General features: G+C 53.3%; 33 protein-coding genes. 20 read left to right on the forward strand and 13 right to left on the reverse strand.

Annotation, left to right across the window (positions count from 1 at the left end):
* Positions 1–49 precede the first annotated feature (49 nt).
* Positions 50–1747, forward strand: coding sequence for a recombinase family protein (locus SPBM01_RS04005; protein ID WP_188064111.1), 1698 nt, complete (start codon positions 50–52; stop codon positions 1745–1747).
* Between the two features lie 64 nt (positions 1748–1811).
* Positions 1812–2174 (forward strand): hypothetical protein, encoded by a 363-nt coding sequence (locus tag SPBM01_RS04010; protein WP_188064112.1) that lies wholly within the window; start codon positions 1812–1814, stop codon positions 2172–2174.
* A gap of 90 nt (positions 2175–2264) precedes the next feature.
* Here the strand turns inward: SPBM01_RS04010 and SPBM01_RS04015 are convergent, their stop codons facing one another.
* Positions 2265–2654 carry a hypothetical protein gene (locus SPBM01_RS04015; protein WP_188064113.1) on the reverse strand — a complete coding sequence of 130 codons (390 nt, stop codon included), beginning with the start codon at positions 2652–2654 and terminating at the stop codon, positions 2265–2267.
* Between the two features lie 47 nt (positions 2655–2701).
* Here SPBM01_RS04015 and SPBM01_RS04020 point away from each other — a divergent pair, with 47 nt between their 5' ends.
* Positions 2702–3049 carry a hypothetical protein gene (locus SPBM01_RS04020; RefSeq protein WP_188064114.1) on the forward strand — a complete coding sequence of 116 codons (348 nt, stop codon included), beginning with the start codon at positions 2702–2704 and terminating at the stop codon, positions 3047–3049.
* A gap of 5 nt (positions 3050–3054) precedes the next feature.
* On the opposite strand, the gene SPBM01_RS04025 is transcribed toward SPBM01_RS04020, so the two are convergent.
* A complete protein-coding gene (locus tag SPBM01_RS04025; RefSeq protein WP_188064115.1) occupies positions 3055–4530 on the reverse strand; it encodes a P-loop NTPase fold protein in 1476 nt (491 codons plus the stop codon).
* Positions 4531–4727: 197 nt separating this feature from the next.
* Between SPBM01_RS04025 and SPBM01_RS04030 the strand changes: the two genes are divergently transcribed.
* The gene (locus SPBM01_RS04030) at positions 4728–5279 is read left to right on the forward strand and encodes a hypothetical protein (protein WP_188064116.1); all 552 of its coding nucleotides are present in this window, start codon (positions 4728–4730) and stop codon (positions 5277–5279) included.
* 542 nt (positions 5280–5821) lie between these two features.
* Positions 5822–6364: a recombinase family protein gene (locus SPBM01_RS04035; protein WP_188064117.1), complete on the forward strand. Its 543-nt coding sequence runs from the start codon at positions 5822–5824 to the stop codon at positions 6362–6364.
* A gap of 135 nt (positions 6365–6499) precedes the next feature.
* Here SPBM01_RS04035 and SPBM01_RS04040 read toward each other — a convergent pair whose 3' ends face one another.
* Both SPBM01_RS04040 and SPBM01_RS04045 read right to left on the reverse strand, forming a co-directional pair.
* On the reverse strand, positions 6500–6997 hold the full coding sequence (locus SPBM01_RS04040; protein ID WP_188064118.1) for a hypothetical protein: 498 nt from the start codon (positions 6995–6997) through the stop codon (positions 6500–6502).
* On the reverse strand, positions 6994–7323 hold the full coding sequence (locus tag SPBM01_RS04045; protein ID WP_188064119.1) for a hypothetical protein: 330 nt from the start codon (positions 7321–7323) through the stop codon (positions 6994–6996). Before SPBM01_RS04045 ends, SPBM01_RS04040 begins: the two co-directional genes overlap by 4 nt.
* Positions 7324–7518: 195 nt before the next feature.
* Between SPBM01_RS04045 and SPBM01_RS04050 the strand changes: the two genes are divergently transcribed.
* Entirely contained in the window at positions 7519–8250 is a 732-nt protein-coding gene (locus SPBM01_RS04050; protein ID WP_188064120.1) for a hypothetical protein, read from the forward strand.
* A gap of 26 nt (positions 8251–8276) precedes the next feature.
* Here SPBM01_RS04050 and SPBM01_RS04055 read toward each other — a convergent pair whose 3' ends face one another.
* The gene (locus SPBM01_RS04055; RefSeq protein ID WP_188064121.1) at positions 8277–8468 is read right to left on the reverse strand and encodes a hypothetical protein; all 192 of its coding nucleotides are present in this window, start codon (positions 8466–8468) and stop codon (positions 8277–8279) included.
* 166 nt (positions 8469–8634) lie between these two features.
* Here SPBM01_RS04055 and SPBM01_RS04060 point away from each other — a divergent pair, with 166 nt between their 5' ends.
* Positions 8635–8895, forward strand: a complete 261-nt coding sequence (locus SPBM01_RS04060; protein WP_188064122.1) for a hypothetical protein — start codon at positions 8635–8637, stop codon at positions 8893–8895.
* A 30-nt stretch (positions 8896–8925) separates the two neighbouring features.
* Here the strand turns inward: SPBM01_RS04060 and SPBM01_RS04065 are convergent, their stop codons facing one another.
* The 8 genes from SPBM01_RS04065 to SPBM01_RS04100 all read right to left on the reverse strand — a co-directional run bounded on the left by SPBM01_RS04065 (position 8926) and on the right by SPBM01_RS04100 (position 13795).
* Entirely contained in the window at positions 8926–9264 is a 339-nt protein-coding gene (locus SPBM01_RS04065; protein WP_188064123.1) for a hypothetical protein, read from the reverse strand.
* A 320-nt stretch (positions 9265–9584) separates the two neighbouring features.
* Positions 9585–9824: a hypothetical protein gene (locus SPBM01_RS04070; RefSeq protein ID WP_188064124.1), complete on the reverse strand. Its 240-nt coding sequence runs from the start codon at positions 9822–9824 to the stop codon at positions 9585–9587.
* A 4-nt stretch (positions 9825–9828) separates the two neighbouring features.
* The gene (locus SPBM01_RS04075; RefSeq protein ID WP_188064125.1) at positions 9829–11388 is read right to left on the reverse strand and encodes a VapE domain-containing protein; all 1560 of its coding nucleotides are present in this window, start codon (positions 11386–11388) and stop codon (positions 9829–9831) included.
* A gap of 544 nt (positions 11389–11932) precedes the next feature.
* On the reverse strand, positions 11933–12148 hold the full coding sequence (locus SPBM01_RS04080) for a hypothetical protein (RefSeq protein ID WP_188064126.1): 216 nt from the start codon (positions 12146–12148) through the stop codon (positions 11933–11935).
* Positions 12145–12333, reverse strand: coding sequence for a hypothetical protein (locus SPBM01_RS04085; RefSeq protein ID WP_188064127.1), 189 nt, complete (start codon positions 12331–12333; stop codon positions 12145–12147). The genes SPBM01_RS04080 and SPBM01_RS04085 overlap by 4 nt, the downstream gene beginning before the upstream one ends.
* Positions 12330–12611 (reverse strand): hypothetical protein, encoded by a 282-nt coding sequence (locus SPBM01_RS21725; protein ID WP_223177773.1) that lies wholly within the window; start codon positions 12609–12611, stop codon positions 12330–12332. Before SPBM01_RS21725 ends, SPBM01_RS04085 begins: the two co-directional genes overlap by 4 nt.
* Before the next feature lie 556 nt (positions 12612–13167).
* Positions 13168–13518: a hypothetical protein gene (locus SPBM01_RS04095; protein ID WP_188064129.1), complete on the reverse strand. Its 351-nt coding sequence runs from the start codon at positions 13516–13518 to the stop codon at positions 13168–13170.
* Between the two features lie 85 nt (positions 13519–13603).
* Positions 13604–13795 carry a hypothetical protein gene (locus SPBM01_RS04100; protein ID WP_188064130.1) on the reverse strand — a complete coding sequence of 64 codons (192 nt, stop codon included), beginning with the start codon at positions 13793–13795 and terminating at the stop codon, positions 13604–13606.
* 102 nt (positions 13796–13897) lie between these two features.
* On the opposite strand from SPBM01_RS04100, the gene SPBM01_RS04105 reads away from it, so the two are divergent.
* From SPBM01_RS04105 to SPBM01_RS04165, 13 genes are all read left to right on the forward strand, one after another.
* Positions 13898–15280, forward strand: coding sequence for a phage terminase large subunit (locus SPBM01_RS04105; RefSeq protein ID WP_188064131.1), 1383 nt, complete (start codon positions 13898–13900; stop codon positions 15278–15280).
* Between the two features lie 189 nt (positions 15281–15469).
* Positions 15470–15703, forward strand: a complete 234-nt coding sequence (locus SPBM01_RS22145) for a DUF2958 domain-containing protein (protein WP_188064132.1) — start codon at positions 15470–15472, stop codon at positions 15701–15703.
* Positions 15704–15848: 145 nt separating this feature from the next.
* Entirely contained in the window at positions 15849–17267 is a 1419-nt protein-coding gene (locus SPBM01_RS04115) for a DUF4055 domain-containing protein (RefSeq protein WP_188064133.1), read from the forward strand.
* Positions 17267–18337, forward strand: coding sequence for a minor capsid protein (locus SPBM01_RS04120; RefSeq protein WP_188064134.1), 1071 nt, complete (start codon positions 17267–17269; stop codon positions 18335–18337). The genes SPBM01_RS04115 and SPBM01_RS04120 overlap by 1 nt, the downstream gene beginning before the upstream one ends.
* A gap of 86 nt (positions 18338–18423) precedes the next feature.
* On the forward strand, positions 18424–19044 hold the full coding sequence (locus SPBM01_RS04125) for a hypothetical protein (protein ID WP_188064135.1): 621 nt from the start codon (positions 18424–18426) through the stop codon (positions 19042–19044).
* 116 nt (positions 19045–19160) lie between these two features.
* Entirely contained in the window at positions 19161–20117 is a 957-nt protein-coding gene (locus SPBM01_RS04130; RefSeq protein ID WP_188064136.1) for a hypothetical protein, read from the forward strand.
* A gap of 90 nt (positions 20118–20207) precedes the next feature.
* Entirely contained in the window at positions 20208–20579 is a 372-nt protein-coding gene (locus SPBM01_RS04135; protein WP_188064137.1) for a hypothetical protein, read from the forward strand.
* The gene (locus SPBM01_RS04140) at positions 20576–20932 is read left to right on the forward strand and encodes a hypothetical protein (protein WP_188064138.1); all 357 of its coding nucleotides are present in this window, start codon (positions 20576–20578) and stop codon (positions 20930–20932) included. The genes SPBM01_RS04135 and SPBM01_RS04140 overlap by 4 nt, the downstream gene beginning before the upstream one ends.
* Complete coding sequence (locus SPBM01_RS04145; protein ID WP_188064139.1) at positions 20929–21237, forward strand: HK97 gp10 family phage protein; 309 nt, start codon at positions 20929–20931, stop codon at positions 21235–21237. Before SPBM01_RS04140 ends, SPBM01_RS04145 begins: the two co-directional genes overlap by 4 nt.
* Entirely contained in the window at positions 21234–21653 is a 420-nt protein-coding gene (locus SPBM01_RS04150; RefSeq protein ID WP_188064140.1) for a hypothetical protein, read from the forward strand. The genes SPBM01_RS04145 and SPBM01_RS04150 overlap by 4 nt, the downstream gene beginning before the upstream one ends.
* A gap of 91 nt (positions 21654–21744) precedes the next feature.
* Positions 21745–22656 (forward strand): phage tail tube protein, encoded by a 912-nt coding sequence (locus SPBM01_RS04155; protein WP_188064141.1) that lies wholly within the window; start codon positions 21745–21747, stop codon positions 22654–22656.
* Between the two features lie 106 nt (positions 22657–22762).
* Positions 22763–23209: a hypothetical protein gene (locus SPBM01_RS04160; RefSeq protein ID WP_188064142.1), complete on the forward strand. Its 447-nt coding sequence runs from the start codon at positions 22763–22765 to the stop codon at positions 23207–23209.
* 83 nt (positions 23210–23292) lie between these two features.
* Entirely contained in the window at positions 23293–23559 is a 267-nt protein-coding gene (locus tag SPBM01_RS04165) for a hypothetical protein (protein ID WP_188064143.1), read from the forward strand.
* Positions 23560–23605 lie beyond the last annotated feature (46 nt).

A 23605-nucleotide genomic window follows, 5' to 3' on the forward strand; every position in this document is an offset into this window, starting at 1 on the left:
TCATAAACGGTTGCACTCCCCGTTAACGCTTTGCCGTTACGGAGAAAATATGACCCAGCCTGCTTGGATTTACGCGCGCTTTTCGAGTAACGAACAGTCGAAGGGTGATAGCGTCCGACGCCAGCTTGTAGAAGGACGCGCATTTGTCGAACGCATGGGTTGGATACACGACCCAGCGTTGGAAATTGTCGAAGAGGGCAAGTCTGCATACCACGGAGACAACCGCTCCGAAGGGTCGCTGCTCGGCGGATTTGAGCAGAGGGCCAGAGATGGGCATTTCAGTAATGGCGCTGTCCTGTGCTGCGAGAATTTAGACCGTCTTACACGAGCTGGTTACGAACAAGCGGTCGAATTGCTCCGGTCGCTGACGATGAGCGGCGTCACCGTGGCGACGTGGAACGACAACCAGATTTACGAGGCGAATACGCGCATCGACATGATGAAGGTCATGTCGATTATCCTCAAATCGGAACTAGCCCGCGAGGAGAGCGAAAAGAAAAGCATCCGCATCAAAGCCAGTTGGCAAAATAAGATCGAAGCAGCGATCAATGGTGACCGCCGCGCACTGACAAAAATCCTTCCAGCTTGGTTGCAACGCGACGACACCACTATGCACATGACGGTAAACCCATATCGGGCATCGGTCGTAAACGAGATTTACGATTGGTATATTGAGGGACGCGGTTTGCCCTCGATTGTGCAGCGCCTAAACGAACGTCGGGAAGCGTCCTGGGCATACGGGATTAAGGATCGAGGTCAGGGCTGGAACACTGCCTACCTACACAAAATCCTGACCAATCGGGCCGTGCTTGGCGAGTTCGAGCCTATGAGCAGGCCACGCTCAGCGATGCACGAAATTACCAAAGGCATCGTCGTGCAGGACTTTTATCCGCACATCGTCACTGCACAGAAATTCAACCGAGTCCAGCAGCTACGGTCGCAGCGCGCGAAGTGGGGCGGTCAGGCGACAAAAACCATGAACAACCTGCTGTCAGGTATCGCTAAGTGCAGCACTTGCGGCGGTGCCATGTATTTTGAGAGCCAACAGAAAGTCGGTCGTCGCACCGGACATAAGCTGCTGAACGGGACTCCCTCAACGTATGTGGCAAAAACTGACCGCAGCTATTACCGCTGCAACAGCGCCCGGCGCGGACATACCTGCACCAACAAAACCCGCATCCGCTATGAGACACTGGAACGGGCTGTGTTGGACTGCATGTTCGATCTTGCGATGAAGGACAGCACGTTCAAGCCAAGCGATGCCGTTGCCCGACTGTCCATAGCCTATGCAGAACTGGAACGGTCCATATCGACCAAGCGGGTGCAGATGCAGCGGGGATCGGACAACCTGCTTGAGGTGTTTAGCAAGTCCCTTGCCCAGCGCGTTGCCCAGCTTGAAGCGGAAGTTGAGGCAGATGAGGCGCGGCTTGCTGGTATCAAGCGCGACCTTGAGATCGAGCGCGGTGCATTGCGTCCAGAAGAGGATGCTAGCCTACTGCTCGCTGCCCGCGCTGCCCTTAACAGCGATGACGCCGACGCTCGATATATTGCGCGGGTCCAGACACACCAGTCCCTTACCCGACTGATTGACCAAATGTTCTGTGACACACGGGGCGAAACGCACGTCACACTGAACAACAGCGACGTTTATGTGCATATCGCACCTGACGGTCGGACCTCCGCTATGATCCATGAGGGACCGGACGGACAGATGGACTGGCACCCGGATCATTGTGCTTCCGAATGAAGGCGTATTAAACCCAAATCAACATGTTTGAGGCCTAGATGCTGACTTGCAATGGGAGGCTACTGTGTCGGACGTGAATAAAACGAACACACCAATGCCGCCGATGGTAGGCTGGCTGTTGGGTAGTCTAGCTGTCGGCACGTTGATAATCTGGAACTATGCAGGCACGACTAGAACCGTCTGGTGGCTCGTTTTGCTTATCGCTCCGATAATGGTCTTTTTTCTGCTAAGCGGTTTGAAATATGTCGTTTACAAAAGTAAGACGCTCATCGGGATTATCGGCATTTTTATGGTATGCTGTTTGATCGTGTCAGGGCTGACGCTGCTGTTCGGGTGTGCAGTTGTCGTTAAAGTCGTAGCTAGTCCATTCTTAGGATCATCGCATTCTTACGTGGATGAAGAACTGCCGCAAAACTGGCGCAGATAGCTTGTGCAGCGTCACCTATGCAGGAGCCGCACCCACCAAAGTCGGTACGGCTCCATCTATCTCAAACGCCGATCTGCGCTCCCCAACCATTCAACCCTTGGTGCGACGAGCCGACATACGAGCGCTGATCTCATCCAACTGCCCGTCGAACTTACCTGCCGCAACAGCCTCGCGAATGTCCGCAAGAAACTGTGACAATGCCTCGATGGACATTTCCAGATAGGTAGCATCACCGGACAGCTTCAATGGCGTGTTACCATAACGAACCTGACACTTCACAACATCGCCATCAGGATGCGGCTTGAACCATGCCTTCTTGCCCACATCCTTTTTGTCCAGATAGCCGATCTGAGTATCCACTGCCTCCAACAGCTTGTCCCGTGGTGACTTGCCGGGAGCCTTGGCACGGACAGACTTCTTCGTCGTCCAACCGATCTTGCCCGATACAGTGGCATATTTTTCCCAAGGCATCTTCGCCATCACTGATCTCCTAAATTGTCTACTGACACGTCTTGTAAATATCGTATATGAAGAACCCACTAAACCTACCAGCAATGCATGACAACCCTCTACCCGTCATGATCCTGATGATGTGTCAGCCATGGACTGATCGCTTCCCCGACATCACGCCCAATGCAGCGAAATATGCGATCAGCGAGGATGGTGATGAACGGCTGAACGATGTGCTGAAAATCCTAAGACGATACCCCAACGACTACAGCTATAAGTTCTTCACTGAACGAGAGGATGACGCAGAGACGATTGCGGTCCTGAAAACGTTCTATGGAGACATAGCGTTCTATCAACACGCGGTGGTCGCTTGGGTAAAGAGTGATAGGTTGGCCAGTGTGTTGAATGAAGCACTAGATAAATGACGCCATCATTCCTCTAAGGCAGGGCGCTGAATTCGGCTGACCATAGAGACCAAATCTGGATATCGTTGCATACCATCAAGAGACGGATTTCCATTCGGCCCGTAGCCTTGGATTGCTGCACTTTGAAATGCGTTCCGATCGTCGATTTGACATAGCAATTCGTACGTCATCTCGGAAGCGGCTTTGAGTTGCCCTGCCGCAACCTCTAAACGACAGTCGATGCTTGAACTACGCCTATGAAAAACTCGAAACTCCCAACGGGCAACGCGGACTGCGGTTGGTAATGACCCCTTCGGTAATCCTTTCATTGTCCCAATTGCGAGCGGTATGAGAAGCGGCGCAACCAAATTCTTATTCTTCGATAGGCTGGCGCAGGTAGCAAGTATATCAATCAGCTCTATCGCATCTCGTGCCGACAGATCATACATATACAGATATTCAGAAACTAGTTGTGCAAGAGTAGGCTTGTACGGATTGGATGCGTAGACAGCCATTTGATAGAATGAAAAATCATCCTCTGTTATAGCAGTTTGCTGCAATAGAGATTGCACATATGCCACATGCTCTGCGTCTTTCAACGTGTACCGCCGTTTTATAAACCTCTTGAGATATGATGGGCCATCGAAGTTAGCGCCATAGGCAGCATTGACGGAGTGGGCCAACTGCTGCCCGTGCATTCCGAAAATGAATACTAGACCTGCGACGTCGAACAGGTGCTTGATTTCCTCCAGTAGCTTTATCGCATATGTGGGTCGGCAACGATCCAGCTCGTCAATGACGATGACGACAGGCGGAGAGCTTCCCGCCTCTGTAACATTTTCTACCATGGCTTCTAAACAGGTCTTGAGGTCTGCGATGGCCTTGCGTCCCTCGCGATACGACGTGACCCGATCAGCCATCAATTTGTCTGGGGCAACCTGCTTTAGGGTTTGCTCCGTGCTTTCAACAGCGTCCTTGCCAAGTTCCTCCAAGCTATTTTTGATTGCGTCTCCAACGTCCTCATCCACATTGGTTAGAACGTCTGACAATGCCTCTACGGAACCCCCAGTTATAGCTAGGCCAAGCAGCCGCTTGAAGACCCCTACACCCGCTATCTTCGCTACTTTACCTGACTTGTCGAGAATGCCGCGCCAACTCTTTTCGAGTTCTGCCGACTGCCGGAAGTACGGCGCCAGCGCCTCTGTCAGTGTCGCAACCAACGCAGTCAGCGGATCGTCTGCTATGTCATCAGACCAAGCGTCAATGTAGGCCACAGGATGGGTTATTCTAAGCTGTTCGGCAAGGTGCTTGAGGAAGAATGTTTTCCCCTGACCATAACCACCATCAATGGCCAACGTGAGAGCGCCTTGATCCACTCGGATTAGAGCAACGTCCGCAAAGCCTTCCACATATGAACAAATCAGATTTGCCTCTTCGCGACGATCCAACATGTCATCATGCCAGATAGCGATACAGGCCTGCTCATACTCATCTGCTGTCATGTCGCCCCCTAAGTAAAAATATGCATCGTGACAGGCGGGCTAACAGACAAGATCATGCGCCTTCCGCACCAAATTGATGCTATATCGCGTGTCCGGCCGCTGACCAGATTGAAGTGATGAATGCTGCCCTGAGCCACTGAACCCCCAATGTTTCTGTAAATAGCTTTGAAGTCTGTTCACAGCAACGGGAGAAATGCGTGGCAAAAGTGGCAAAACCAAATGGTGCGGTAGCGTTGAGTAAGAATGCGGGGGAAGCGTCAGGGGCGATGGTGAAGGCGTCGAAACGCACTCGGAAGCAGCCCTATCGTCGTACTGAGAAGCTAGAGAATGCGATTTTATCAAGGCTTGCCTGCGGCGAGAGCCTAATCGCAATCTGCCAAGACCCAAAGATGCCAGCGCGCCAGACCGTGATGACATGGATGACACTCGACCCTGAGTTTGAAGCCATGATGGACGATGCCTACAAGTGGAAGGCCCGCTATTTCGGAGAGGCCATCCTTGATGTCGCGGAGGGCGGCACTCTCAGCACTGGCGACATTCGCCGGGATGAGTTGAAGATCAAAGCCTTGATGTGGCTCGCGGGCAAATACAACCGTCGACTATTCGGTGACGCTGTTGAGGTCGCGCACAAGCATGAGGGTCTCCAGATCAACATGCCCGCCGAATGGATGGCTGGTGAGATTATCCCAACCTGTCAGCCTCAAGTCATTGATGTTGATATCAAGTCCTCCGGTGGGACCGTCGAGTAGTAGAACTGCCAGTCAAGTAAATCGTTCACGGTCGCATTTCAGTTCATCGCAGCTTTCGTTCAGATTATCGCAGTTGCGAAATATCTCATGGACGGGCCGTGTAAAAATGGCATCATTCAAGCCGCGTTGGGGGAGCCTTTCAGGAGGTCAACAATGGAACTATGCTTTGATCGCGCATACTATGAAGCTCGTCTTGCTAGAGCGTTGGAATTGGCCAACTCTGCCACGATACCGTCTATACGCAAGATCCATCTGATCCATGCCAGCCATTACGAGGCTGCATTAAATCGATCTATCAAGAGAAGCGCACCAGCTCGCAGAACCCTTGTGAGCGCCTGACACCAATCACGCTACCCAACATGCACCCAAGGACGTCTTGACCCTCCGTGACCCGTCTACGGGCATCGTTCCCGCATACATTCTGTAACAGCAGGACTACCGTTGCACTGTGTAACAGACTGGCACCCAGACTGTCACATCTCCGCTTGCTCTTCAAGTCATGTGACAACACTGCTCACGGGTCTTAAACGTGGAGTGACAACATGATAGTGGGATACGCAAGGGTTAGCACTGCTGGGCAATGCCTTGATGTGCAGTTAGATGAACTGAACGCCAAAGGATGCGAACGCATCTTCTCCGACAAAGCCACCGGCACCAACATGGATCGCTCCGGGCTGGCCCAGATGATGACGTTCGTGCGTGATGGCGATACAATCGTGGTCAGTCGCTTGGACCGGTTTGCCCGGTCACTGAAAGACCTGTTCACGCTGCTCGATCAACTGACCGTAAAGGGTGTGGCATTCCAATGTCTGCATCAACCTATCGACACGGCTTCCTCGACCGGAAAGCTGACGCTGGCTGTCCTTGGTGCCGTTGCTGAATTCGAGAATGATCTGCGCCGGGAACGGCAGCGTGAAGGCATAGCCAAGGCGAAAGCTGCGGGGGTCTATAAGCGCGGGCCGGTGATCGACGCTGCTGAGGTGCTGCGGCGCAAAGATAGTGGTGAGAACCCCTCTGTGATCGCGAGAGCTATGGGTATCAGCCGCATGTCAGTCTATCGAACGTTGAGCGCCAGCGTGGGGTGAAAGGTGGAGGCAGGTTGGAAGGGGTATACCCCAATCCTCTGGTTGGGCCGGGTGTAGCCACAGAAGTCTATTTTCAAACCACAGAAACCGACCGTACCGCTCATATTTTTTAGAACGTTTTCAAAAACCGACCTATCAACCCCTGCTAGGCACCGCTCCGAAATGGCCTGCCAATTTAGCATATTGCACGGCATCATCTTGATTGAATTTGACGATGGCAACCGAAGTCAGTCCGTCATAGAGTTCTGTGTCATAGGTGTAGCCTTGGTTGTCGGACCACTGTTTCAACGCCGAATGTTCCATTACCAGTGCGGACCACAAACGAACCAACTCATGTGTTGCTAATTGCATTTGGTTGCGGCTTACCTTTGCGCCGAACTCAGCATGTCGGTCTGCTACATCACAAAGCCTCTGCCAAATGTCGAGGAACATGGTGCGGCCTTCGTCCGGCAACTGAACATTGAATTTGTAGAAGTCTCCCGCAATTGGGATCAATTCAACATCAAGTGCGCCGTCAGTCGCGACGTTCGCTGCCGCCCATTCCGTTGCCGGTTGAAACGCCTCCCCTATTGCAGCCCTTGCCGCCTTCGTGAGACGGAAGCGCCGTAAAATGTCGTCATAGGGTGGGGTCATGCTGCTTCCCGCCATTCATGCTGGAATAACGACGCCAATTTGTGATCTTCGAAAGTAAGGCTGATTTTCGTGTCGCCTTCACGCGGATGAAATGCAATGACTACGTTGTCCCGATGACCCGCGATCCATTTCCCTAGATCGCTCGCCTCCCAAGCCTTCTTTACAATATGGGTCGTCGTCGTCTTTAATAGTCCCCGCGTGGGATTTGGAACGTTGGTAAGCTCTGCCGCCTTCGCCATCATTTTCGTGCGGCTTTGCTCAGTCAGCCGGAGGGCAGCTACGAAGCGCAAGGGATTAGCGGGATCGGGAAGAACGTAGAAAAGCACGGGCGTCTCCTGTTGTCGGAATTCGATTAGCCGTGCGTTCGTTAAAGGAGCGTTATGGAGATATCTGACGAGGAAAGTGTTTTCATTTCATTGCCAAAATGATTTGGCCGGATATGATCCTAGCATTCCTGAGAAAGGCTACTTATGGCTGGTGTTGACTATGTTGGGCCGACGCCCGTTCCATCCATTGAGGGTATGGACGAGGACGAAGCCGTAGAAACCATGGTTGGATGGTTCCACGAGAATTATGAAGATCCCGCGCAGGAGACACCGTACGAATCTGCTGAGGGCGGCTACCAGTATATTTGGGGCGGCCCTTATGACGCCGAAGAAGAGATATCGGGAGCCTTTCCTGACGCGCCCGAGGATCTAATTAGCCGCGCAATTGAGGAGGTTCAAAGTGATGGCCTCTATGACTGGGCACCGAACGGTCGTCGCATTCAAGAGGTCGAGCCAGACGAAGAGGAGGAGGAAGAACCGGACGTTGACCTTTCAGAACGGCTGAACGCACTTGGCGCGCAGTTGGATCGGATCGAGCAGCACATCGCATATTGGCGCGACCGGCCTGCGGGCATGGGCCATAATGCACCGCCAACAGAGTTTCAGATCACTCCTGAAGATAGCGATCTGGTAGAGGCGGCAGAAAGTGTAGCCGAAGTTCGTGCAGAGTTGGCAAAGCAGGATCGGGAAACGCAAGCCGATCTGGAGGTTGTGCAGCGCGCCGAGAGCCGGTTTAAGAAGTTAGCGGATCGTATCCGCTCATTCTTCAAATGGTCCGCCGTTACCGTAGGAGCATTTGCCGCCGAGTATGTGGCGACGAAAGCAATCGACTATGCCGCCGAAAATCCCGAAGCGTTTTATGCAGCTTTGCAAGGGGCAGGGAAAACGCTGGCGCACTGGAGCCTGAGCCTAATCGGAATGTTTTAGATATTCGGATGCCTCAGATCTGATAATCAATGCCTGGGCAATTCGACGACATCGTCTTCATGGCCGAGTTCAATGCGGTAATGGGTGACATAACGTTCGCAGTAGCAGCGCACACCTTGGAAGTGGAAAGAGAATTCGTCTTCCTCGTAGTCAGGCGACGTTTCGATATCCTCAAACATGAAATCTGCGAGCTTGTTAAGGTCGATCTGACTCTGCACTGGCTGTCTCCATTGTCTGCCTGTGCATGATCTAAAAGACATCGCCTGACTGCCGCGTCACCTGTTTTCTGAACTGATTTGGAGAAAGGTGACTGTAGGCGTCATTGTTCGGATGACTGCCTGATCGATTGGCAGCACAGTGTCTGGGCAACTAAGGAGAACTGTTATGTCCAAGCCCAGCTATCTAACGCTTCATGTACTCAACGCGCTTAACTGCATCTCAACCGAAATCTACGTCCGTACTGCCCTGCGTAACAGTTCGCCCTATGTCGTATCTGTAGCGCGCAGCATTGCGCTCGACGTTCGCCAACTGCGCTTATCGCTGCGCCACACCGATCCCTACAATGCTAAAATCCACCATGCTAATCACAACATGTTCACGCTCAAAAGCGCTGTTGCGTTCGTCAAGTCCCTGTCCCAAAAGTGACCAACATCACCAAGCGCGCAACGCCCGGCTTCACTGCCGATTTTTAGGACGCCGACCTTTTCGACTGATGCGTGGTTCAAAGCCCAGTGTTTCTCCTACCGTCCATCCTGCTTTGAGCCGACCGCCAATGACGTGGTTCGGGATGCCAGTGCGTGCTGCCCAGCCCAGTTGATTGTCGGTGATGCCATTGTAAGTGATCACCATGCCCATCAATCGACGGTCGCCCACTTTGTGTTTGATCGTCGGTTTGCTGGGGAAGCTGTTGAGGGAGACAAAACGTTTTTCATCTGGATCATAGACCCAAGTCTCTGCGTCGGGATTGGTAGCGTATGTTCGGAGTTCATTGCAGATTTCGTTGCGTGTCTTCATGTCGCATTATACTGGCTGCACCCCCGCCTAGTCATTATCTTCCGCCCAATATGGGCGGCTATGGGCAAGGGCAAACATGACAGCGGCGCTGCGACCGATAACCTCAATTGTTATAGTCACACAGCGCCCGCAGGGCGTCATAGTCGCCCGTTTCGGTGCGCGGTAACGTATGCCCGTCTCGTGAAACCATTGCCCTAGCCGACGCTCTATGAAGCCCTGCCAGCCGTCACGCTCCACTTCCCGCTCCAGGTCGAACCCGCCGGGATTGAATAGTGTCACGGTTGTCGGAAAAAATACACGGCGGCGACCCATAGGCTTTGTCATGACGCACTTCCATCATCGCTGTAGTGGTCTCGATACGGGACGATGAACCGCTTGCCATGATAGTATCCCCCATTAATGCGGGGCATACTGTCCTCCCATTCGGCGAGCTTTGCCCTGAGCCGATTTACCTCATCGCCACGATACATCTCCTGCATCTGACGCTTCTGGATTTCGATGGTTTTGCGCAGTAGAATGTTCTCGTCCGTGAGCGCAGTGATATGCTCTTGATCAGTCATTTCGTTACCCCCCATACCTGAACTCTAAGCCGCGCTTCGTCTTCTTCTTCTCAAACGGGAAATCAGCAACGGAGGTAACGAGGTCTGAAAGCTGACGACCAAAACTCGTCTGGTTCGTATCGTAACGCGAAAAGGCATCCTTCTCCCACTCACGGAACCCTAGATGCATATCTTTGGCGAGGGTCCAGTTCTTGATGGTGTGGCCGAATTCAAGCGCCCATACTTCGACTGGGCTTTGGTTGCGATTTTCTTCCTGCTGCTCGACAAGCGTTTCCATCATGCCCGCCGCGATCAACGGGTCTTTCGCGGTTTCATCAACGCTCTGCCATAGTAGCGGCCAGTCGACCGCGTTCAATGCATCCCAATCAGGATCATTGCGCCAGACAAGCTCTGCAAACCGACGCCCGCCCGTTTCGTCTCGGATTAGCTGTCCGAGGCTTTTGTTGGTGCAGCCGATGAACGTCGAGTGATTACGGATTGGCGCGCTGCTGTTCTGCCGCATCGTACGGATCGAGCGCACGTCAGCGGTCAGAACATTTTTCACAACGTCCACGTCCTGCTTCTTAAAGAAGCCCATTTCATCGATGAACAGGATAAGGCTGGACCAGATGTCGGCGGTCTTACCGTCTGTGATGATATTGAAATCCACCTCGCGTTTGAAATGTTCAAGGGGCTTCGTCATAGTCTGGACGAAATGCGTCTTACCTTTGCCCTGTGCGCCCGACAGAACCGGCATCAGGTGGTTCGTGACCGTCATGCCGCGAGCCTTACGCTTTACCTGCCACATGAACTTTTTAATGACGGCGGTTGGAAACCCGATGACTGTTGCGCTGATATCGAAACAGGCCAGTTCCATGTCGGCCCACATTTTTTGACCGATTGGACCAGTTGCCTTGCCCTTTTCATAGCGCACCGAGAACAACGTCTCGACCTTCGTTTGGCGGACCACATCCTCCCGCCAAGTATCGAGAGCATCGCCGATGACGGTATCGCGGTAATTCAGTTCGAACTTCGCGCATAGAAGCCGCAATTCGCGGCCAAAGCTATCGAGGTTGGCGCCCTCCGCGTTCGCTACATCATAGACGAGCTGCGTCACGGCGCTGGTATCGCAATTGCTCGCGTTCACCTCGTCGCCGCCGTCTAGGCGGAAGGCTTTGCTGCGCTTCAACAGGCCGCTGGGTGTCAGCGTAACCTTCTGCGCCTCGGCGTAACGGCGCACCAAATCCTCCGCATCCTTGGGAACAAAGCCCAGCGCGGCTTCTATACGTGCATCACGGGCAATGCGCTTGATGGCCTTGTCGAAGTCGGGCTTCTTCATGACATTGCTGGTGGCGAGCCATTCCCGCAGCGTGCTGTTATCCTCGTTGATGTCTAGCAGGCGCAGCGTGGCCATCTTGTCGATGGGAACGCCGCTCAGCTTGTCGCCGGTCAATTTAGTAATAATTTGGGCGATCATGGCATCGTATGTCGGCGCTGCCACCTGCACCGGCGCTACCGCCGCTACCGTCGTGTCCGGTAATATCGTTAGGTGTGGCTTGGCATCATCTATACAAGTATCGGTCATCTATATCTCCTAATGACAAAGAACCCGCTGTCCGGGTTCGCAATCGGACAGCGGGTCAAAGTTCTTCGTCTTAGGTTAGACGAGGTCCGCTGCCGAAGACGGCAGCTTTGCGAACCTGCGTCTTCATTATTATTTATACAGGATGGAGTTTTTTGGCGTCATTATTGGAATGGTGGGTGCTGGAAGGATTTCCTTGCAGCACCCCAGCACCCTTGCAGCACCCGTTCCAGCACCCAGTTTTTCGCAGTTTCTCTAGTAGAAAATGGGATGGGTGCTGGAAGAATACTATATTTCTATTATTGATAGAAAAATATGACTCTTTTTTTTCTACGATACTACTAAGGAGAAACACCCATTTTTGCAGCACCCGCAGCACCCGCAGCACCCGCAGCACCCAGAGCCAAATAAAGCCCGTGGTTTCTGCGGGGCCAATAAAGATCAGGGCATCCGAACCATGATCCGCATCGCGGTGGTTCCGTTATGCTCGACAATCAGCCCTTCGGCTTCCATGGGGACCGCCGACCGAAGCCGGCGATCCGATAGTCTACCGTTTCGCCAGCATTGAGCGGGCAGCGGTCTTGAGCACCTTCAACTGCTCTCGATATTTCGGCGGGAAATAAATCGCGTCTTTCACGATGCGCAGACTGCGCTTCCGCTCGAGCTTGTGCTTCTTGACCTCATCGTCCCGCCGCTTCAGCTTTTCAGCAGTATCGTTCACCGGCGGCAGGTCGAACAATTCATATTGATGATCCTTGCTCATGCTGCTTCTCCATCATCGAGCGCGGGATCTCGGACCTGCGCGGCTTCCCAACCTGGCGGAGTCAGATTGTCGAAGAGGACATCCACATAATGCATACCCTTCCGTTTGGCGTCGGCACGGGGATATTTGTCCCAGTTGATCGGTCGGGGCTTAGATTTCTCGCCGGGATTTTTGCGACGTGTCATGACCGCACCTCGTCACAGATCGCATAGACCTCCTTGAAGATGTTCGTTCCAGCACGGAGCAAGCGGGCATGAACGGCATCGAGCGCCTCCCAGTCATCGGGGTAACTCGTATACACGTTGAGCCACGGATCAGGGAACAGGGTCTTTTCAATGCTGAAAAGCGTTGCTGCCTTCGCCCCGTAAAAAACCCACGTCATCACACCATAGACGAACGCAGACGCTTCTTGCGAAGGCACCCCAGCGCTGAAATGGACAACGCCGCCGTCATCGCCCCACATCAAGGTTCTACACGGGACAATCGGATACGGGATTGACCAAACCGGGTCACCCGCCATCGGAAGATCGCCTGTCACCGGGTGCGCTCGCCCGACTGTCTGACCCTGAACCAATTGCCCATGAACTTGATAAGGCGGCTTCCCGCCGACCGAATGAGAATGCAGGTCTATCGGTGCGCACAAAAGTGAAGGATTTTTATAAGGCATGAAACCACCAAAACGATAACGCCCTCACGGCCTGCGGACAGGTCGCGGAATACAACATGGGCATTTAAGTCGTATCGGTGGAAGGCCGGGGATCGAGACCCGTGAAGCGCCACTCGCGCCATCCATAAGTCAGACGCCGTAGCGGCTGATGAGACCCCGTCTAAACGAGGTCGCTAGAGATGTCCAGCCATTTTTTCACAAAATATAACGAAAGCAACATCTTACGATAATATAGACTCCCGCTCGCCTACGCGCGCGCGCGAGGCGTGGTCCCTAGCAAGGTGTCTTGCGGGTTTATGGCAGAACGGCGGGACACATGGCCCCGCCGTTGGAATTTACCGCCATATGGGGCTTATTTGCCCTTTTTCCGACGCCCAGCATAGTTGGCGGCTATTTTTCCAAGCACCTCGTCAAACGCGCCCTTCTCAACATCGGCCACGATAGCTTCGATCACTGCCATGAAGTCCTTTGTCGGGATCGCAACTGCGCGCTTTCCGGGCAGCAACTCAACTGCCATATTCCCCATGCGCGCCGTGAATATGGTCTGATCACCCTCCGCTACGAAATGGCGCTTCCCTGCCAGTGTAGGCTTTTGGAAGAGCGCAAGCTGCGACCGGAGATTTGCGACAAAGCGCTCACGTGGAGTAGCTTTGTTACCGGCCTTTGCATCGGCGGGCTTCACGATTTTCTGCCAATCGATCATCTAACTGTTCCTTCTGCATCTACAGCATCGTTGCTGCCCGCTCTCTAACGACGTCATGTGATGCAGAAGTCATCCACTTTTTGGCTCACACTGTCAGATATCTGACTGGCTCAACCGGCGGCGCTGTCATCGCGTCTAACCTATCGAGCACGTCTAAGAAGCTATTCACAGCCTCATCATCTCTCACGTCCAGCGTATAAGCTATCTCAAGTAGCCGACGAGCCATCACCTGTTTGGTGGGGAACGTGATGATTTTCGCTGTCTCATTATTGTTCATGTCTCTACCTCTCACAGTGCAATGTCACTGCTTACGTTCTTACGATGCAACTGCCTAATGGTTATGTCGAGAATTACCGTATAGCGCCCAGATAAGTATGTGATGGCTCCTAAAAGCATTCACATCACGCCCCAGTTGACATTAAACTGCGATCAACTTGCGCTGCTTCGTAAGATCAATACGCCCGCTTATGACTATGTACTTGGCTATGGCGGTGGTGGTTCCGGCAAGTCTCTCGTAATCCAACTGGCGATCATCAACCGCGCTATGAACGCCGCAGGCTCGCGCCATGGCATCTATCGAGATACACGGAACAACTGCCAGCAAACCCTATTCGACAAAACGTTGAAAGAGGTTCTTGATCTCGCTTATCCCGGCTTGGAAGCCAAGCTGAAGATCAACGCGAGCGAGCTAACTGTCACGTTCCCCAATGGCTCCGTCATGCTCTACAACGGACTAGATGACGACAGACTGTTGAAGGTCAGAGGACAGGAATTCCAAACTGTATGGTTCAACGAGTGTAACGCCTTCAATTACACTCAGGTTTCTGCATTGATGAGCCGACTCCGTAGCCCGAAAAAATACGACAATGGCGCTATGATGCACAATTTGTTCGTCGCTGACTGTAACCCAAGATCGAAGCAGGACTGGGAATACAAAGCGTTCATTCTCGGTATGAACCCAACTGACGGGAACGCTTTAGAGGATCATCACCGCTGGTCAGCGATGAAGCTATTCCCGCAGAATAATCTCGACGTATTGGGTGAGGATTATTTGAGACGACAGGCGGCGAGTATGACCGCTGCCGATAGGAAGAGCCTCATTGACGGCGACTGGGCTGATGACAACCCTGACGCGATCTTTACCGCTGCGATGATCGACGCTGAGCGTATCACCAAACCCAGCAGTTACACGATCAAGCAAACTCTCGCACTACCTGAACTGGCAGGCATCCGCCGCATAATCGTAGCAGTCGATCCCGCTGTCACCAATCACAAGAATAGCGATCTTAGCGGCATCATTGTTGCAGCCCTGCTGGACAATGGAAAAGTCGCGATCCTAGCCGATCACACGATGAAGGGTACGCCGGATGCAGTAAGCCAGAAGGTCGTTGATCTGATGGCCGACTGGGGTGCTACCCGCGTGGTCATTGAAAAGAACCAAGGCGGTAATTGGCTTGAGGCGAACATCAGGAAGTTCTTTCCTAACATCGACATCAAGCCCGTGGATGCGACTAGCAGGACCGGAGGTAAGGCCTCTCGTGCTGAACCTGTCTCGGCACAGTATGAGCGGGGAATGATCAGGCATGTGGGCGCGCTTCCTGAGCTTGAAGAGCAGATGTGCGAATTCGGTATGAAGGGCGTCACCAAGTCCCCTGACCGTTTAGATGCGATGGTATGGGCCGTTTGGCATTTGATGGACCTCGCAAATGCTGTCCGTCCGTCGGGAATGTCCATCGTGCCTGTGACTGGCCATTGGCGCTAAACCTTTTCTTGCTCTTCTTACCATGTGACGCTTGATGCCGTTGTGCCCTCAAAAATGGAGAATGGCACATGGAATGGACAGCGCTAATCCGACCTACACAGCTTCAACAGCTCATAATAAATCATGAGCATCAGCAGCCCCTCAAAGGCACCGATCGAGAGCAAGACTTCATGCCAGTAGTCAAGCTGCATGTCCCCCCACACATACTGTCTCTGGCTGCTCAGTGAGTGCGACAATGAGGGTATGGCGTTTGGGCTATGTCAGATACATTGCGCGGAGATCGGATCAGTATGGCTTCCCGAAGTTGCCGACCTAGATATTCAAGGTGTCACAGTTATTGAAGACACGAGGTTTTTAGCCAAGCACACCTTGTCCGAATACGCCGCACTTGCGCGACGAAATGGCGGTCTGTTGCTGCCATAGCCTAGTCATAAAAATGGACAGTGGACTACTATCATAGCCCACTGTCCACCACCGATTGCAATTGCGGCTAAAGGAGTAAGGGCCGCACACATATTTAGCCGTCCAGCCACAGGTAAATATCGCTGTTAATAACAGCAGGTGGCCCATGGCAGATAATCAGAACACACAAAGTCCAGAACTGTCAAAGTGGGCAGAACGAATGCAGATGAACCGGGATTTCATCGCCGGTCAAGATGCAGTGAAAAGCCGCGCACGGGCTATCCACTACATGCCGCTACCAGCGGCGGGCATGACAGATGCCGATTATACTTCCTACCTCAAGCGCGTAGCATTTTTCCCGGCAGCAAGCCGCGTCCATGACGGTTGTGTCAGCCTCATATTCCGCAAAGACCCGATCCTAGAAAGTCCCACGCTACAGGCGGTCAAGGACATCATTACGCAGAACGGTGACAGTCTTGAAACATTCTCAGACGAGGTTGTGAGCGAAACACTGACAACCGACTATTTCGCCATCCTTGTAGATCATCCCGCCGACATGCCAACAGGCTTGAACGCTGCCAATGCTATTGCTTTGAACTGGCGTCCATTCCTCGCTGGCTACCCCTTTGAGAGCATCCTTGATTTTAAGCAGGGCTTGGTCAACGGCTTAAAAGGCTACACCTACGTCAAGCTACGCGATACCGCCCATCAGTATCGTGAACTGAGATTGGTGGACGGCATTTATACCGTCACGATCCATCGCGAAGGCGAAGGTGGCGAGTATGAGCAGGCAAGCAGCCATACACCACGCCGTTTGGGCAAGCCCCTCGACTTCATTCCCTTTGAAATCATCAAGCGGCATAATGGCCCTCTGCCAAAGAAAGCGCTGCTCGAAGATGTCGTGAACATCAACGCCAGCCATTATATTCAGGAAGGCGATCTATCGCAGGCGCTCTATAATTGCTCTGGCCCGCAAAAGGTCGTCATCAACGCTGCGCGGCAGAAAAACCCGGATGGTACGGATAAGGAGCGGAATGAATATCCGGCTGGTTCGCATGTCGTTTGGGAATTGTCGGGTGAAAATGTCAATGTCGATTTCCTCGAATTCACCGGTGCTGGCGTGCTTTCGATCCGCGAGCAACAGAAGGAATTGAAGAGCCAAATGTCGGCGGTCGGTTCGCGTATTCTCGCGGATGAAAAGGCCGTGGCAGAAGCAGCCGAAACGCTCGAAATCCGCCGCACTTCGGAAAATGCGACATTGGCAGGCGTCACCCGCACCATCATGCGTAAAATGGAAAAGGTGCTGCGCTGGATGGCTTGGTGGATGGGCGCGGAAAGCAAGGAAGACCCGGAAACGCGCTTTACGCTGAACTTGGATTTCACCCCGGCGAAGACGACCCCATTGGAACTAGCGGCTTATACAGCAGCGATCCAAGCAGGCATCATGACCAAGGAACAGGTATTCTACCTAATCCGCGATGGCGGGTTGCTCGCTGATACCATCACCTTTGACGCCTATTCGAGCGGCCTCGCCGCCGAACGCATTGACGAGCCGACCGCGCTGACGACTAGCCGAGAACTATAATGTCGATCAACGAGACGCTGCGCGACATCGCAGTGCGACACTCGGTCGAATTGCAACGTTTTGGCAATGGGCTGGCGCGCGACATTGTGGGCTTGCTCAACGACGCCGATCAGGCCTTGCTGGAAAAACTGGCTGCACGGCTTATCGCCATTGAAGAACGGGGATTCGACCTAGGACCAGCCAGCACCAAACGCCTCAAAGCCTTGTTGGAAGACCTGCGCGTCATCAACGCGGAAGTCTATGCCAAGGTCGCGGCCAGGTTGGAAACCGAGTTGGCCGATCTTGCATTGGTGGAAGCCGATTTTCAGGCTGCATCGCTCAACAAGGTCATGCCGGTTCAGGTCGCCACAACGGTCCCGGCCCCTGCCGTGCTGCGCGCTCTTGTCACCACAACGCCAATGGAAGGCGCGCTCCTTCGCCGTTGGACGGACGGTATGGAAACCGGGCGCATGGATCGGCTCAACCGGGCAATCCGCAATGGCATCGTGAACGGCGAGACGACCGATCAGATTGTGCGAACGATCAGGGGAACGAAAGCCGGTGCATATGCTGACGGCGTTTTGCAGATATCCCGCCGATCAGCGCAAGCCATTGTCCGCACCGCCACCGGCCATGTTTCAACGGTCGCGGCTCAGTCCACATGGAAGGGCAGCAACGCGGTCAAGGGTTGGGCGTTTTTGGCGACGCTTGATAGCCGCACGTCGATCACATGCGCGGGCTTGTCTGGTCAGATATTCCCCATCGGCTCCGGCCCTATCCCACCTCGGCACTTAAATTGTCGCAGCGCGTCCATCCCGGTCACGAAGTCCTATCGCGAACTGGGATTGGATAAGGACGAGCTGACACCAGCAATGCGCGCCAGCATGGATGGAGCCATACCGGGCGACATAACGTTTTCAGATTGGCTCACCAAAAAAGGTACGTCCATGCAGGACGACATACTTGGGCCGACCAGAGCAGGCTTGTTCCGATCCGGCAAGCTGACCCTCCAAGACCTGATAAAGGGCGACGGCACTGTGCTGTCACTTGATGAACTGCGCCGCAGGCACAAAGGCATACTCTCCCAATAAATAGGTGCGCAGACCCGTGCAGTCCACTGGTCGGCAGCAGCGGCAGTCCCGCACCTGATGTCCGCAGTCCGGGCATGGAGAGAAAAATGTCTACTGAGAACGAAAATACAGAGGCCAACTCTGAACTGACCACCCTTCGCAAGCATAATGCGGACCTCACCAAAGACCTGAAAGCGCTCCGCGCATCCATCCAGCAGCTTGAAGCGGATAAGGAAACTGCAAAGGAAGAGGCTGAAAATGCTTCTGCTGATGAAGTGACACGCCTCAAGAACCAGCTTGCTAAATCTGCAAAGGATTTAGAAGCGGCGACCAAGCGCGCTGATGATGCCTCCAAGTCGCTCATCACCTACAAATCTGAAACCGAACTCAACAAGATCATGATCGCTAACAAGGTGCAGTCAGAAGATGCACCGATGGTGATGGCATATCTCAAAAGCATCATGTCTGTCGATACAGATGGCACTGTGAGCCTAGACGAACAGCCAGTCGAAATGTTTGCAAAGAGCTACTTTGCAGGTGCGGGAAAGCGATATGTTGCTGCACCAGACAATAGTGGCGGCGGCGCAGCGGGTAATGATGGCACCAAGCCAAGCAAGATCACTCAGCCACCAGTCAGCCCCTCTGACTGGAACACCTTTGATGGCCTTCCAGATGCAGAACGCAATGCATTGGCTGAGAATTGGGGTCGTCCTGATCTACGTGTCTGAACCACGCTCAGAGACGAGGCAGTAAACAGCAAAACTAAATAACCGTGAGGGCCAAAAACGCCCTCACGGCTCTTCGTAACGGGCCGTGACACAGTCCGTAATGGAGAGAAAATAACATGGCAATTACCAACACCACTATTGCTGGATTGGCCGGTTCAGAGCGCAAGATGGATGTGCGCGTAACCGCTATCGCGCAGGAAACCAACGAACTTGTGCAGTCGGGTCTAACCGCTTCCAGCGCAGAAGTCTCCGCACTTGCAAATGGCGGACCACGCAAAGTCTCGCTCGACTATCTCAAGCCACTGTCCGGTGAAGCGTTTAACGTCAGCAACGACGATATCAACGATGAAGGCGACGTAGGCTCGATCGAGGGCGGCACCTATGATGCAATGCGTCTCGACCTCAACTATGCGCTTGCGACCACAGACCTGACCCAGATTATCACTCAATATGGTAAGCAGGGCGATCTAGCCACTGCATTGGCTGGTCATCGCAATGCCATTACCAAGTCGCTGTTCTTCTCAACCCTAGTTGGCGTTCGTGCTGCACTGGCTGCTAATGCGGCTATCACCCATGAAGTTGCAACTGACTGGGATATGGCTGCCATCTATGACGCTATCGCTACTGCTGAAGAGTGGTCGCCGCTGTTCAACGTACTGATGGTCAGCCACGGTCGATATGCGAAGCTACAGGCGCAGAATGATGGCTTTGTTGCTCCTTCCGATGTTAACACTCGCTTTGCTACCTATCAGGGATTTACGCTTCTCAAGACCAACAAGTTGACCAACGATGAAGCAATCATCGGTCGCACTGGTTCGATTGGCTACGGCGAAGGCACTGCTCAGCAGGCTTTTGAAGTAGAGCGCAAGGCGAATGGCGGTAACGGCGGTGGTGCAGACATTCTGCACTCGCGCTTCTCCCGCGCAATCATTCCACTGGGCATGGACTATAACGGTACGATCCCTACCACTTCGGCAGCGGTCAAGACCGTTCTCGAAGCCAGTGCTAGCTGGGCAAAGGTCGCACCGGACACACAGTTCGGCCTACGCTTCCTGAAATTCAACGACGTCTAATAGCGTGTGAACAAGACGTTCCCCGGCTGGTAACAGCCGGGGATCGCCACGACAGAACGGTAAATACCTGCGCAACAGCGAGGGAACCCAATGTCCATAACTCTTCTACAGATCAACGACGCTTTAGCAGCGCGAGGCAAGGATGCCGTGGAGGCATCGCAGCTTCAAGAGGCACTGGATTATGCGCTCGGCGTCTATGCCATTCCATATCCGATCCTGAACGCCCACGAGCCTGACGAACGTTTAATTGTCGGCATTGCGTTGTTGGCCGAACAGGCTCCATTCGCCGCCGTCCAGACCGCCGCTCTCAAAAGCCAGGAGATTGCGGGCGACGCGGGAAGCATCAAGAAAACATGGGCCGACGCACCGACTGACCCCTACCCGGTCATTACCGGCCTGCTTGCCCCATATTCGGGCCGTACAGCGTCATGCGGGATCTCATTTGGAGTTAGCACCCGATGAGCGTTTACACGGATTTACGGGCGGCTCTGGGGGCGGGCAGCGAACTTGAGGCGACCTTTGGTGTCTCAGCTACCCTGACACGGACAATCCCCGGCGTGCGTAACCGCGCAACTGGCAAGGTGGCCAGCGCGGACGAAGTTGTTCTGCCCTGCATGGCTGCGCGTGCGACGATCAAGATCAAAGCCGAAGATGGCACGGTATCTAAGGTGGCGGGTTATACGCTCTGGACCGAACCCAAGGCCGGTGACACGCTCACCTTTGCCGGTCAGTCCTACCGCATTACCGACATTGTAGAATTCAACCCAGATGGCACGGCCATTTGTTGGAATGTAGTTGCGGGGTCAGGATCATGAGGTTCGACACGTCAGACTTAATCCGCAATCTCGAAAAGGATATCCAGCTTACCGAAAAGCAGCTTCTCGAATTGACGGAGAAGACCACGCTCGACGCCCAACGCGACCTCATGCTGGCCACTCCGGTAGATGAAGGCACTGCGCGTCGTGGTTGGCAGGCAACGTTACCGACCAAGGCATATGAAGCAGGCGTGATAGAAAATGCCGTGCCGTATCTGGGCGCTCTAAATGATGGGCATAGCCGTCAGGCTCCGGCCAATTTCGTCGAAGGCATCGTGCAACGTTATAATGATGGAGGCGCATGATGCTGGCCAAAGATATTGAAGACCTGAACCAACATGCAATCGACGGCTTTTCGGTGTCTGCGCCGAACCTCGCTGTCTACATTGGTGATGAAGATGGGGAACCCGATGAAAGCCGTATTTGGGCGCGCTTTGTCATCAACCCATCGGACAACAGCCTAGCCACAATCGGGAACGGAAAGGTCTATAATCAGCTTGGAATTGCGACACTGCAAATCATGCAGCCAAAGAACCTGCCGGTAGCTGAGACTGACCTAGGTGCATGGGACATCGCCGACATTGCGATGCATATCTTCCGTGATTTTAGAGGCTCTGAACAACAGATTGAAATCTATCGCTGTACGCCGCAGCGCATCCCCAACGGCAGCTACCTCCAAATCAATCTGCTCATTTACTACCGCAGCAAGCATCGCACATAAGACGCGCTCAAACCGCTCATTCTGCATCCCTTCAATAAATATCGGTGAGGCCATTGCAGCCTCCTGAAACTATTATTTGGAGAGATGCAGAATGGCATTTATTAGTTCTACCGATGTAAAAGTCACGCTAATTCCCGAAACCGTCTTCGGTGCGCTGCCAACCACTGGAAACCGCTACGAACTGCCACGCAAAGCCGGTGACAGTCTGCTGGTAAAGGATGGTGGAGAAGTCGTTTCTGACACTATCAAGCCGGGTCGCAATGCCAATGGTTCGCGCAGGGGCAACCAGTCAGTCAGCGGTTCGATTGAACTCAACGCTATCACTGCTGGCGTGACCGACATGCTCATGGAAAGCGCAGTAAGCGGCAAATATGTGGCCAACGTGCTGAAAGCCGGAACCACCGATAGCAGCTTTACCTATATCGCGGAACTCGCAACTGACCTGTTCAAGGTCAACACTGGCTGCATGGCGACCAACTTCGTTCTTTCGGCAGAAGCTGCTGGTGCAGTAACCTATTCCTTTGACATCATGGGTGCCAAGCAGGACGAGGCCGCAGCAATCGCTGGCACATTCACGACCACCAATGTTCCTGATACCGCTTATGAGTATATTGGTTCAGAGGTACTGAACGTCACTGTCGCGGGTGCAACCAACCTCAATTTCACCAGTCTGAGCCTGAACGTCGAACAGGCCCGCAATGCGCGTAATACATTGAGTGCGGATTATGCAAAGGGACTAGCAGCGTCTGGCGTTCGAAACGCAACGCTAGAACTGACCTTCTACCGTGAAACGGGTGTGGATTATAACGCACTGCTGAACGGCACCAAGCAGACCGTTTCATTCGATGTTGGTACTGCTGGCTATGGCCGCAAGTTCACGATCTATGGTCAGGCGTCCACCCCGTCCGATGTCACAGAAGATGACATGATGATCACGGTCACGATCACTGGCGCATATAACAGCACAGAAGGCATTGCTCTAAAAATCGAGAAGCTGCCATAAACTAGCTCTGTTCTCCGTCATCAACGTCATCACTGAGCGGACCCCAAAAAGGTCCGCTCAGTGATGAATAAATAGTCGCGATGATGATTTCCAAGGAGACAACATAATGACTAAATTCGTTACCCCAACTCGTTACGATCAGGCTCTGGCTGATCAGGGCATCTCGATTGCTGTTGACGAGAACGGCACATATTACGGCACCTTTGATGTCAAGTGCTACGATCCCTACAGCCCATTCTTCAAGGTCGCCAAGGAACGCTATAATCGTAACCAGAAAGCAGAAATCAAGCTGCTAAAGGACGAACAGGAAAAGGCTATCCATCAGTTCGTTCATATCGCGATGACGGGTTGGAAGGACATCAAGAGCGAAGATGGTGACGTGCCGTTCACGAAGGACGATGCTTTCCAGTTCCTCACACAGACCGATATCGGCCTATTCGTATTCGGCGAACTGTTCGCACAGGCCACTGACACGAAGAACTTCAAGGCTGTGGATGATGAGGATGGCGAAGTCGATCCAGTGGTTGACGCGCAGAGCACCAAAAAAAACTAAGTGAATATCTCAAATGGTATCTAAGGGGCGGTTCGCAATTGCTAGTCGATTGCGCCGCCCAACCTACCAATGCAGCTCTTCAAATGCATCTGGCGGCTGCACCTGAGATGCCCAGTTCGTTCTATTGGGATGCCTATTGCGAACTGGAAACCGAACGTTGCGTCGGCATGGGCAAGGGACCGATCCCAGTCAGCAAAATCCGAGAATATGCGCGCAATCCCGAATTGCGCCTCACACTTCGCGAACAGCAAGCCTTCATAATTGTCATCCGCGAAATGGATATCACGGGGCTTAACGTTGAAGCCGACAAAGCAGCATCGCGGATGAAGGGAACGCAGAAGTCTCGGTAAATAATAGATGTCCGAGACTGCTAGAACCATCCGCGTAACCATTGAC

This window comes from Sphingobium sp. KCTC 72723, assembly GCF_014280435.1.
GTDB lineage: Bacteria > Pseudomonadota > Alphaproteobacteria > Sphingomonadales > Sphingomonadaceae > Sphingobium.

Excerpts from the sequence above, each read along its gene's own strand:
- SPBM01_RS04005 (WP_188064111.1), top strand. The coding sequence starts at position 50 with ATGACCCAGCCTGCTTGGATTTACGCGCGCTTTTCGAGTAACGAACAG.
- SPBM01_RS04015 (WP_188064113.1), bottom strand. The coding sequence starts at position 2,654 with ATGGCGAAGATGCCTTGGGAAAAATATGCCACTGTATCGGGCAAGATC.
- SPBM01_RS04020 (WP_188064114.1), top strand. The coding sequence starts at position 2,702 with ATGAAGAACCCACTAAACCTACCAGCAATGCATGACAACCCTCTACCC.
- SPBM01_RS04025 (WP_188064115.1), bottom strand. The coding sequence starts at position 4,530 with ATGACAGCAGATGAGTATGAGCAGGCCTGTATCGCTATCTGGCATGAT.
- SPBM01_RS04035 (WP_188064117.1), top strand. The coding sequence starts at position 5,822 with ATGATAGTGGGATACGCAAGGGTTAGCACTGCTGGGCAATGCCTTGAT.
- SPBM01_RS04040 (WP_188064118.1), bottom strand. The coding sequence starts at position 6,997 with ATGACCCCACCCTATGACGACATTTTACGGCGCTTCCGTCTCACGAAG.
- SPBM01_RS04050 (WP_188064120.1), top strand. The coding sequence starts at position 7,519 with ATGGACGAGGACGAAGCCGTAGAAACCATGGTTGGATGGTTCCACGAG.
- SPBM01_RS04060 (WP_188064122.1), top strand. The coding sequence starts at position 8,635 with ATGTCCAAGCCCAGCTATCTAACGCTTCATGTACTCAACGCGCTTAAC.
- SPBM01_RS04065 (WP_188064123.1), bottom strand. The coding sequence starts at position 9,264 with ATGAAGACACGCAACGAAATCTGCAATGAACTCCGAACATACGCTACC.
- SPBM01_RS04070 (WP_188064124.1), bottom strand. The coding sequence starts at position 9,824 with ATGACTGATCAAGAGCATATCACTGCGCTCACGGACGAGAACATTCTA.
- SPBM01_RS04075 (WP_188064125.1), bottom strand. The coding sequence starts at position 11,388 with ATGACCGATACTTGTATAGATGATGCCAAGCCACACCTAACGATATTA.
- SPBM01_RS04080 (WP_188064126.1), bottom strand. The coding sequence starts at position 12,148 with ATGAGCAAGGATCATCAATATGAATTGTTCGACCTGCCGCCGGTGAAC.
- SPBM01_RS04085 (WP_188064127.1), bottom strand. The coding sequence starts at position 12,333 with ATGACACGTCGCAAAAATCCCGGCGAGAAATCTAAGCCCCGACCGATC.
- SPBM01_RS21725 (WP_223177773.1), bottom strand. The coding sequence starts at position 12,611 with ATGTGGGGCGATGACGGCGGCGTTGTCCATTTCAGCGCTGGGGTGCCT.
- SPBM01_RS04095 (WP_188064129.1), bottom strand. The coding sequence starts at position 13,518 with ATGATCGATTGGCAGAAAATCGTGAAGCCCGCCGATGCAAAGGCCGGT.
- SPBM01_RS04100 (WP_188064130.1), bottom strand. The coding sequence starts at position 13,795 with ATGAACAATAATGAGACAGCGAAAATCATCACGTTCCCCACCAAACAG.
- SPBM01_RS04105 (WP_188064131.1), top strand. The coding sequence starts at position 13,898 with ATGGCTCCTAAAAGCATTCACATCACGCCCCAGTTGACATTAAACTGC.
- SPBM01_RS22145 (WP_188064132.1), top strand. The coding sequence starts at position 15,470 with ATGTCCCCCCACACATACTGTCTCTGGCTGCTCAGTGAGTGCGACAAT.
- SPBM01_RS04115 (WP_188064133.1), top strand. The coding sequence starts at position 15,849 with ATGGCAGATAATCAGAACACACAAAGTCCAGAACTGTCAAAGTGGGCA.
- SPBM01_RS04120 (WP_188064134.1), top strand. The coding sequence starts at position 17,267 with ATGTCGATCAACGAGACGCTGCGCGACATCGCAGTGCGACACTCGGTC.
- SPBM01_RS04125 (WP_188064135.1), top strand. The coding sequence starts at position 18,424 with ATGTCTACTGAGAACGAAAATACAGAGGCCAACTCTGAACTGACCACC.
- SPBM01_RS04130 (WP_188064136.1), top strand. The coding sequence starts at position 19,161 with ATGGCAATTACCAACACCACTATTGCTGGATTGGCCGGTTCAGAGCGC.
- SPBM01_RS04135 (WP_188064137.1), top strand. The coding sequence starts at position 20,208 with ATGTCCATAACTCTTCTACAGATCAACGACGCTTTAGCAGCGCGAGGC.
- SPBM01_RS04140 (WP_188064138.1), top strand. The coding sequence starts at position 20,576 with ATGAGCGTTTACACGGATTTACGGGCGGCTCTGGGGGCGGGCAGCGAA.
- SPBM01_RS04145 (WP_188064139.1), top strand. The coding sequence starts at position 20,929 with ATGAGGTTCGACACGTCAGACTTAATCCGCAATCTCGAAAAGGATATC.
- SPBM01_RS04150 (WP_188064140.1), top strand. The coding sequence starts at position 21,234 with ATGATGCTGGCCAAAGATATTGAAGACCTGAACCAACATGCAATCGAC.
- SPBM01_RS04155 (WP_188064141.1), top strand. The coding sequence starts at position 21,745 with ATGGCATTTATTAGTTCTACCGATGTAAAAGTCACGCTAATTCCCGAA.
- SPBM01_RS04160 (WP_188064142.1), top strand. The coding sequence starts at position 22,763 with ATGACTAAATTCGTTACCCCAACTCGTTACGATCAGGCTCTGGCTGAT.
- SPBM01_RS04165 (WP_188064143.1), top strand. The coding sequence starts at position 23,293 with ATGCATCTGGCGGCTGCACCTGAGATGCCCAGTTCGTTCTATTGGGAT.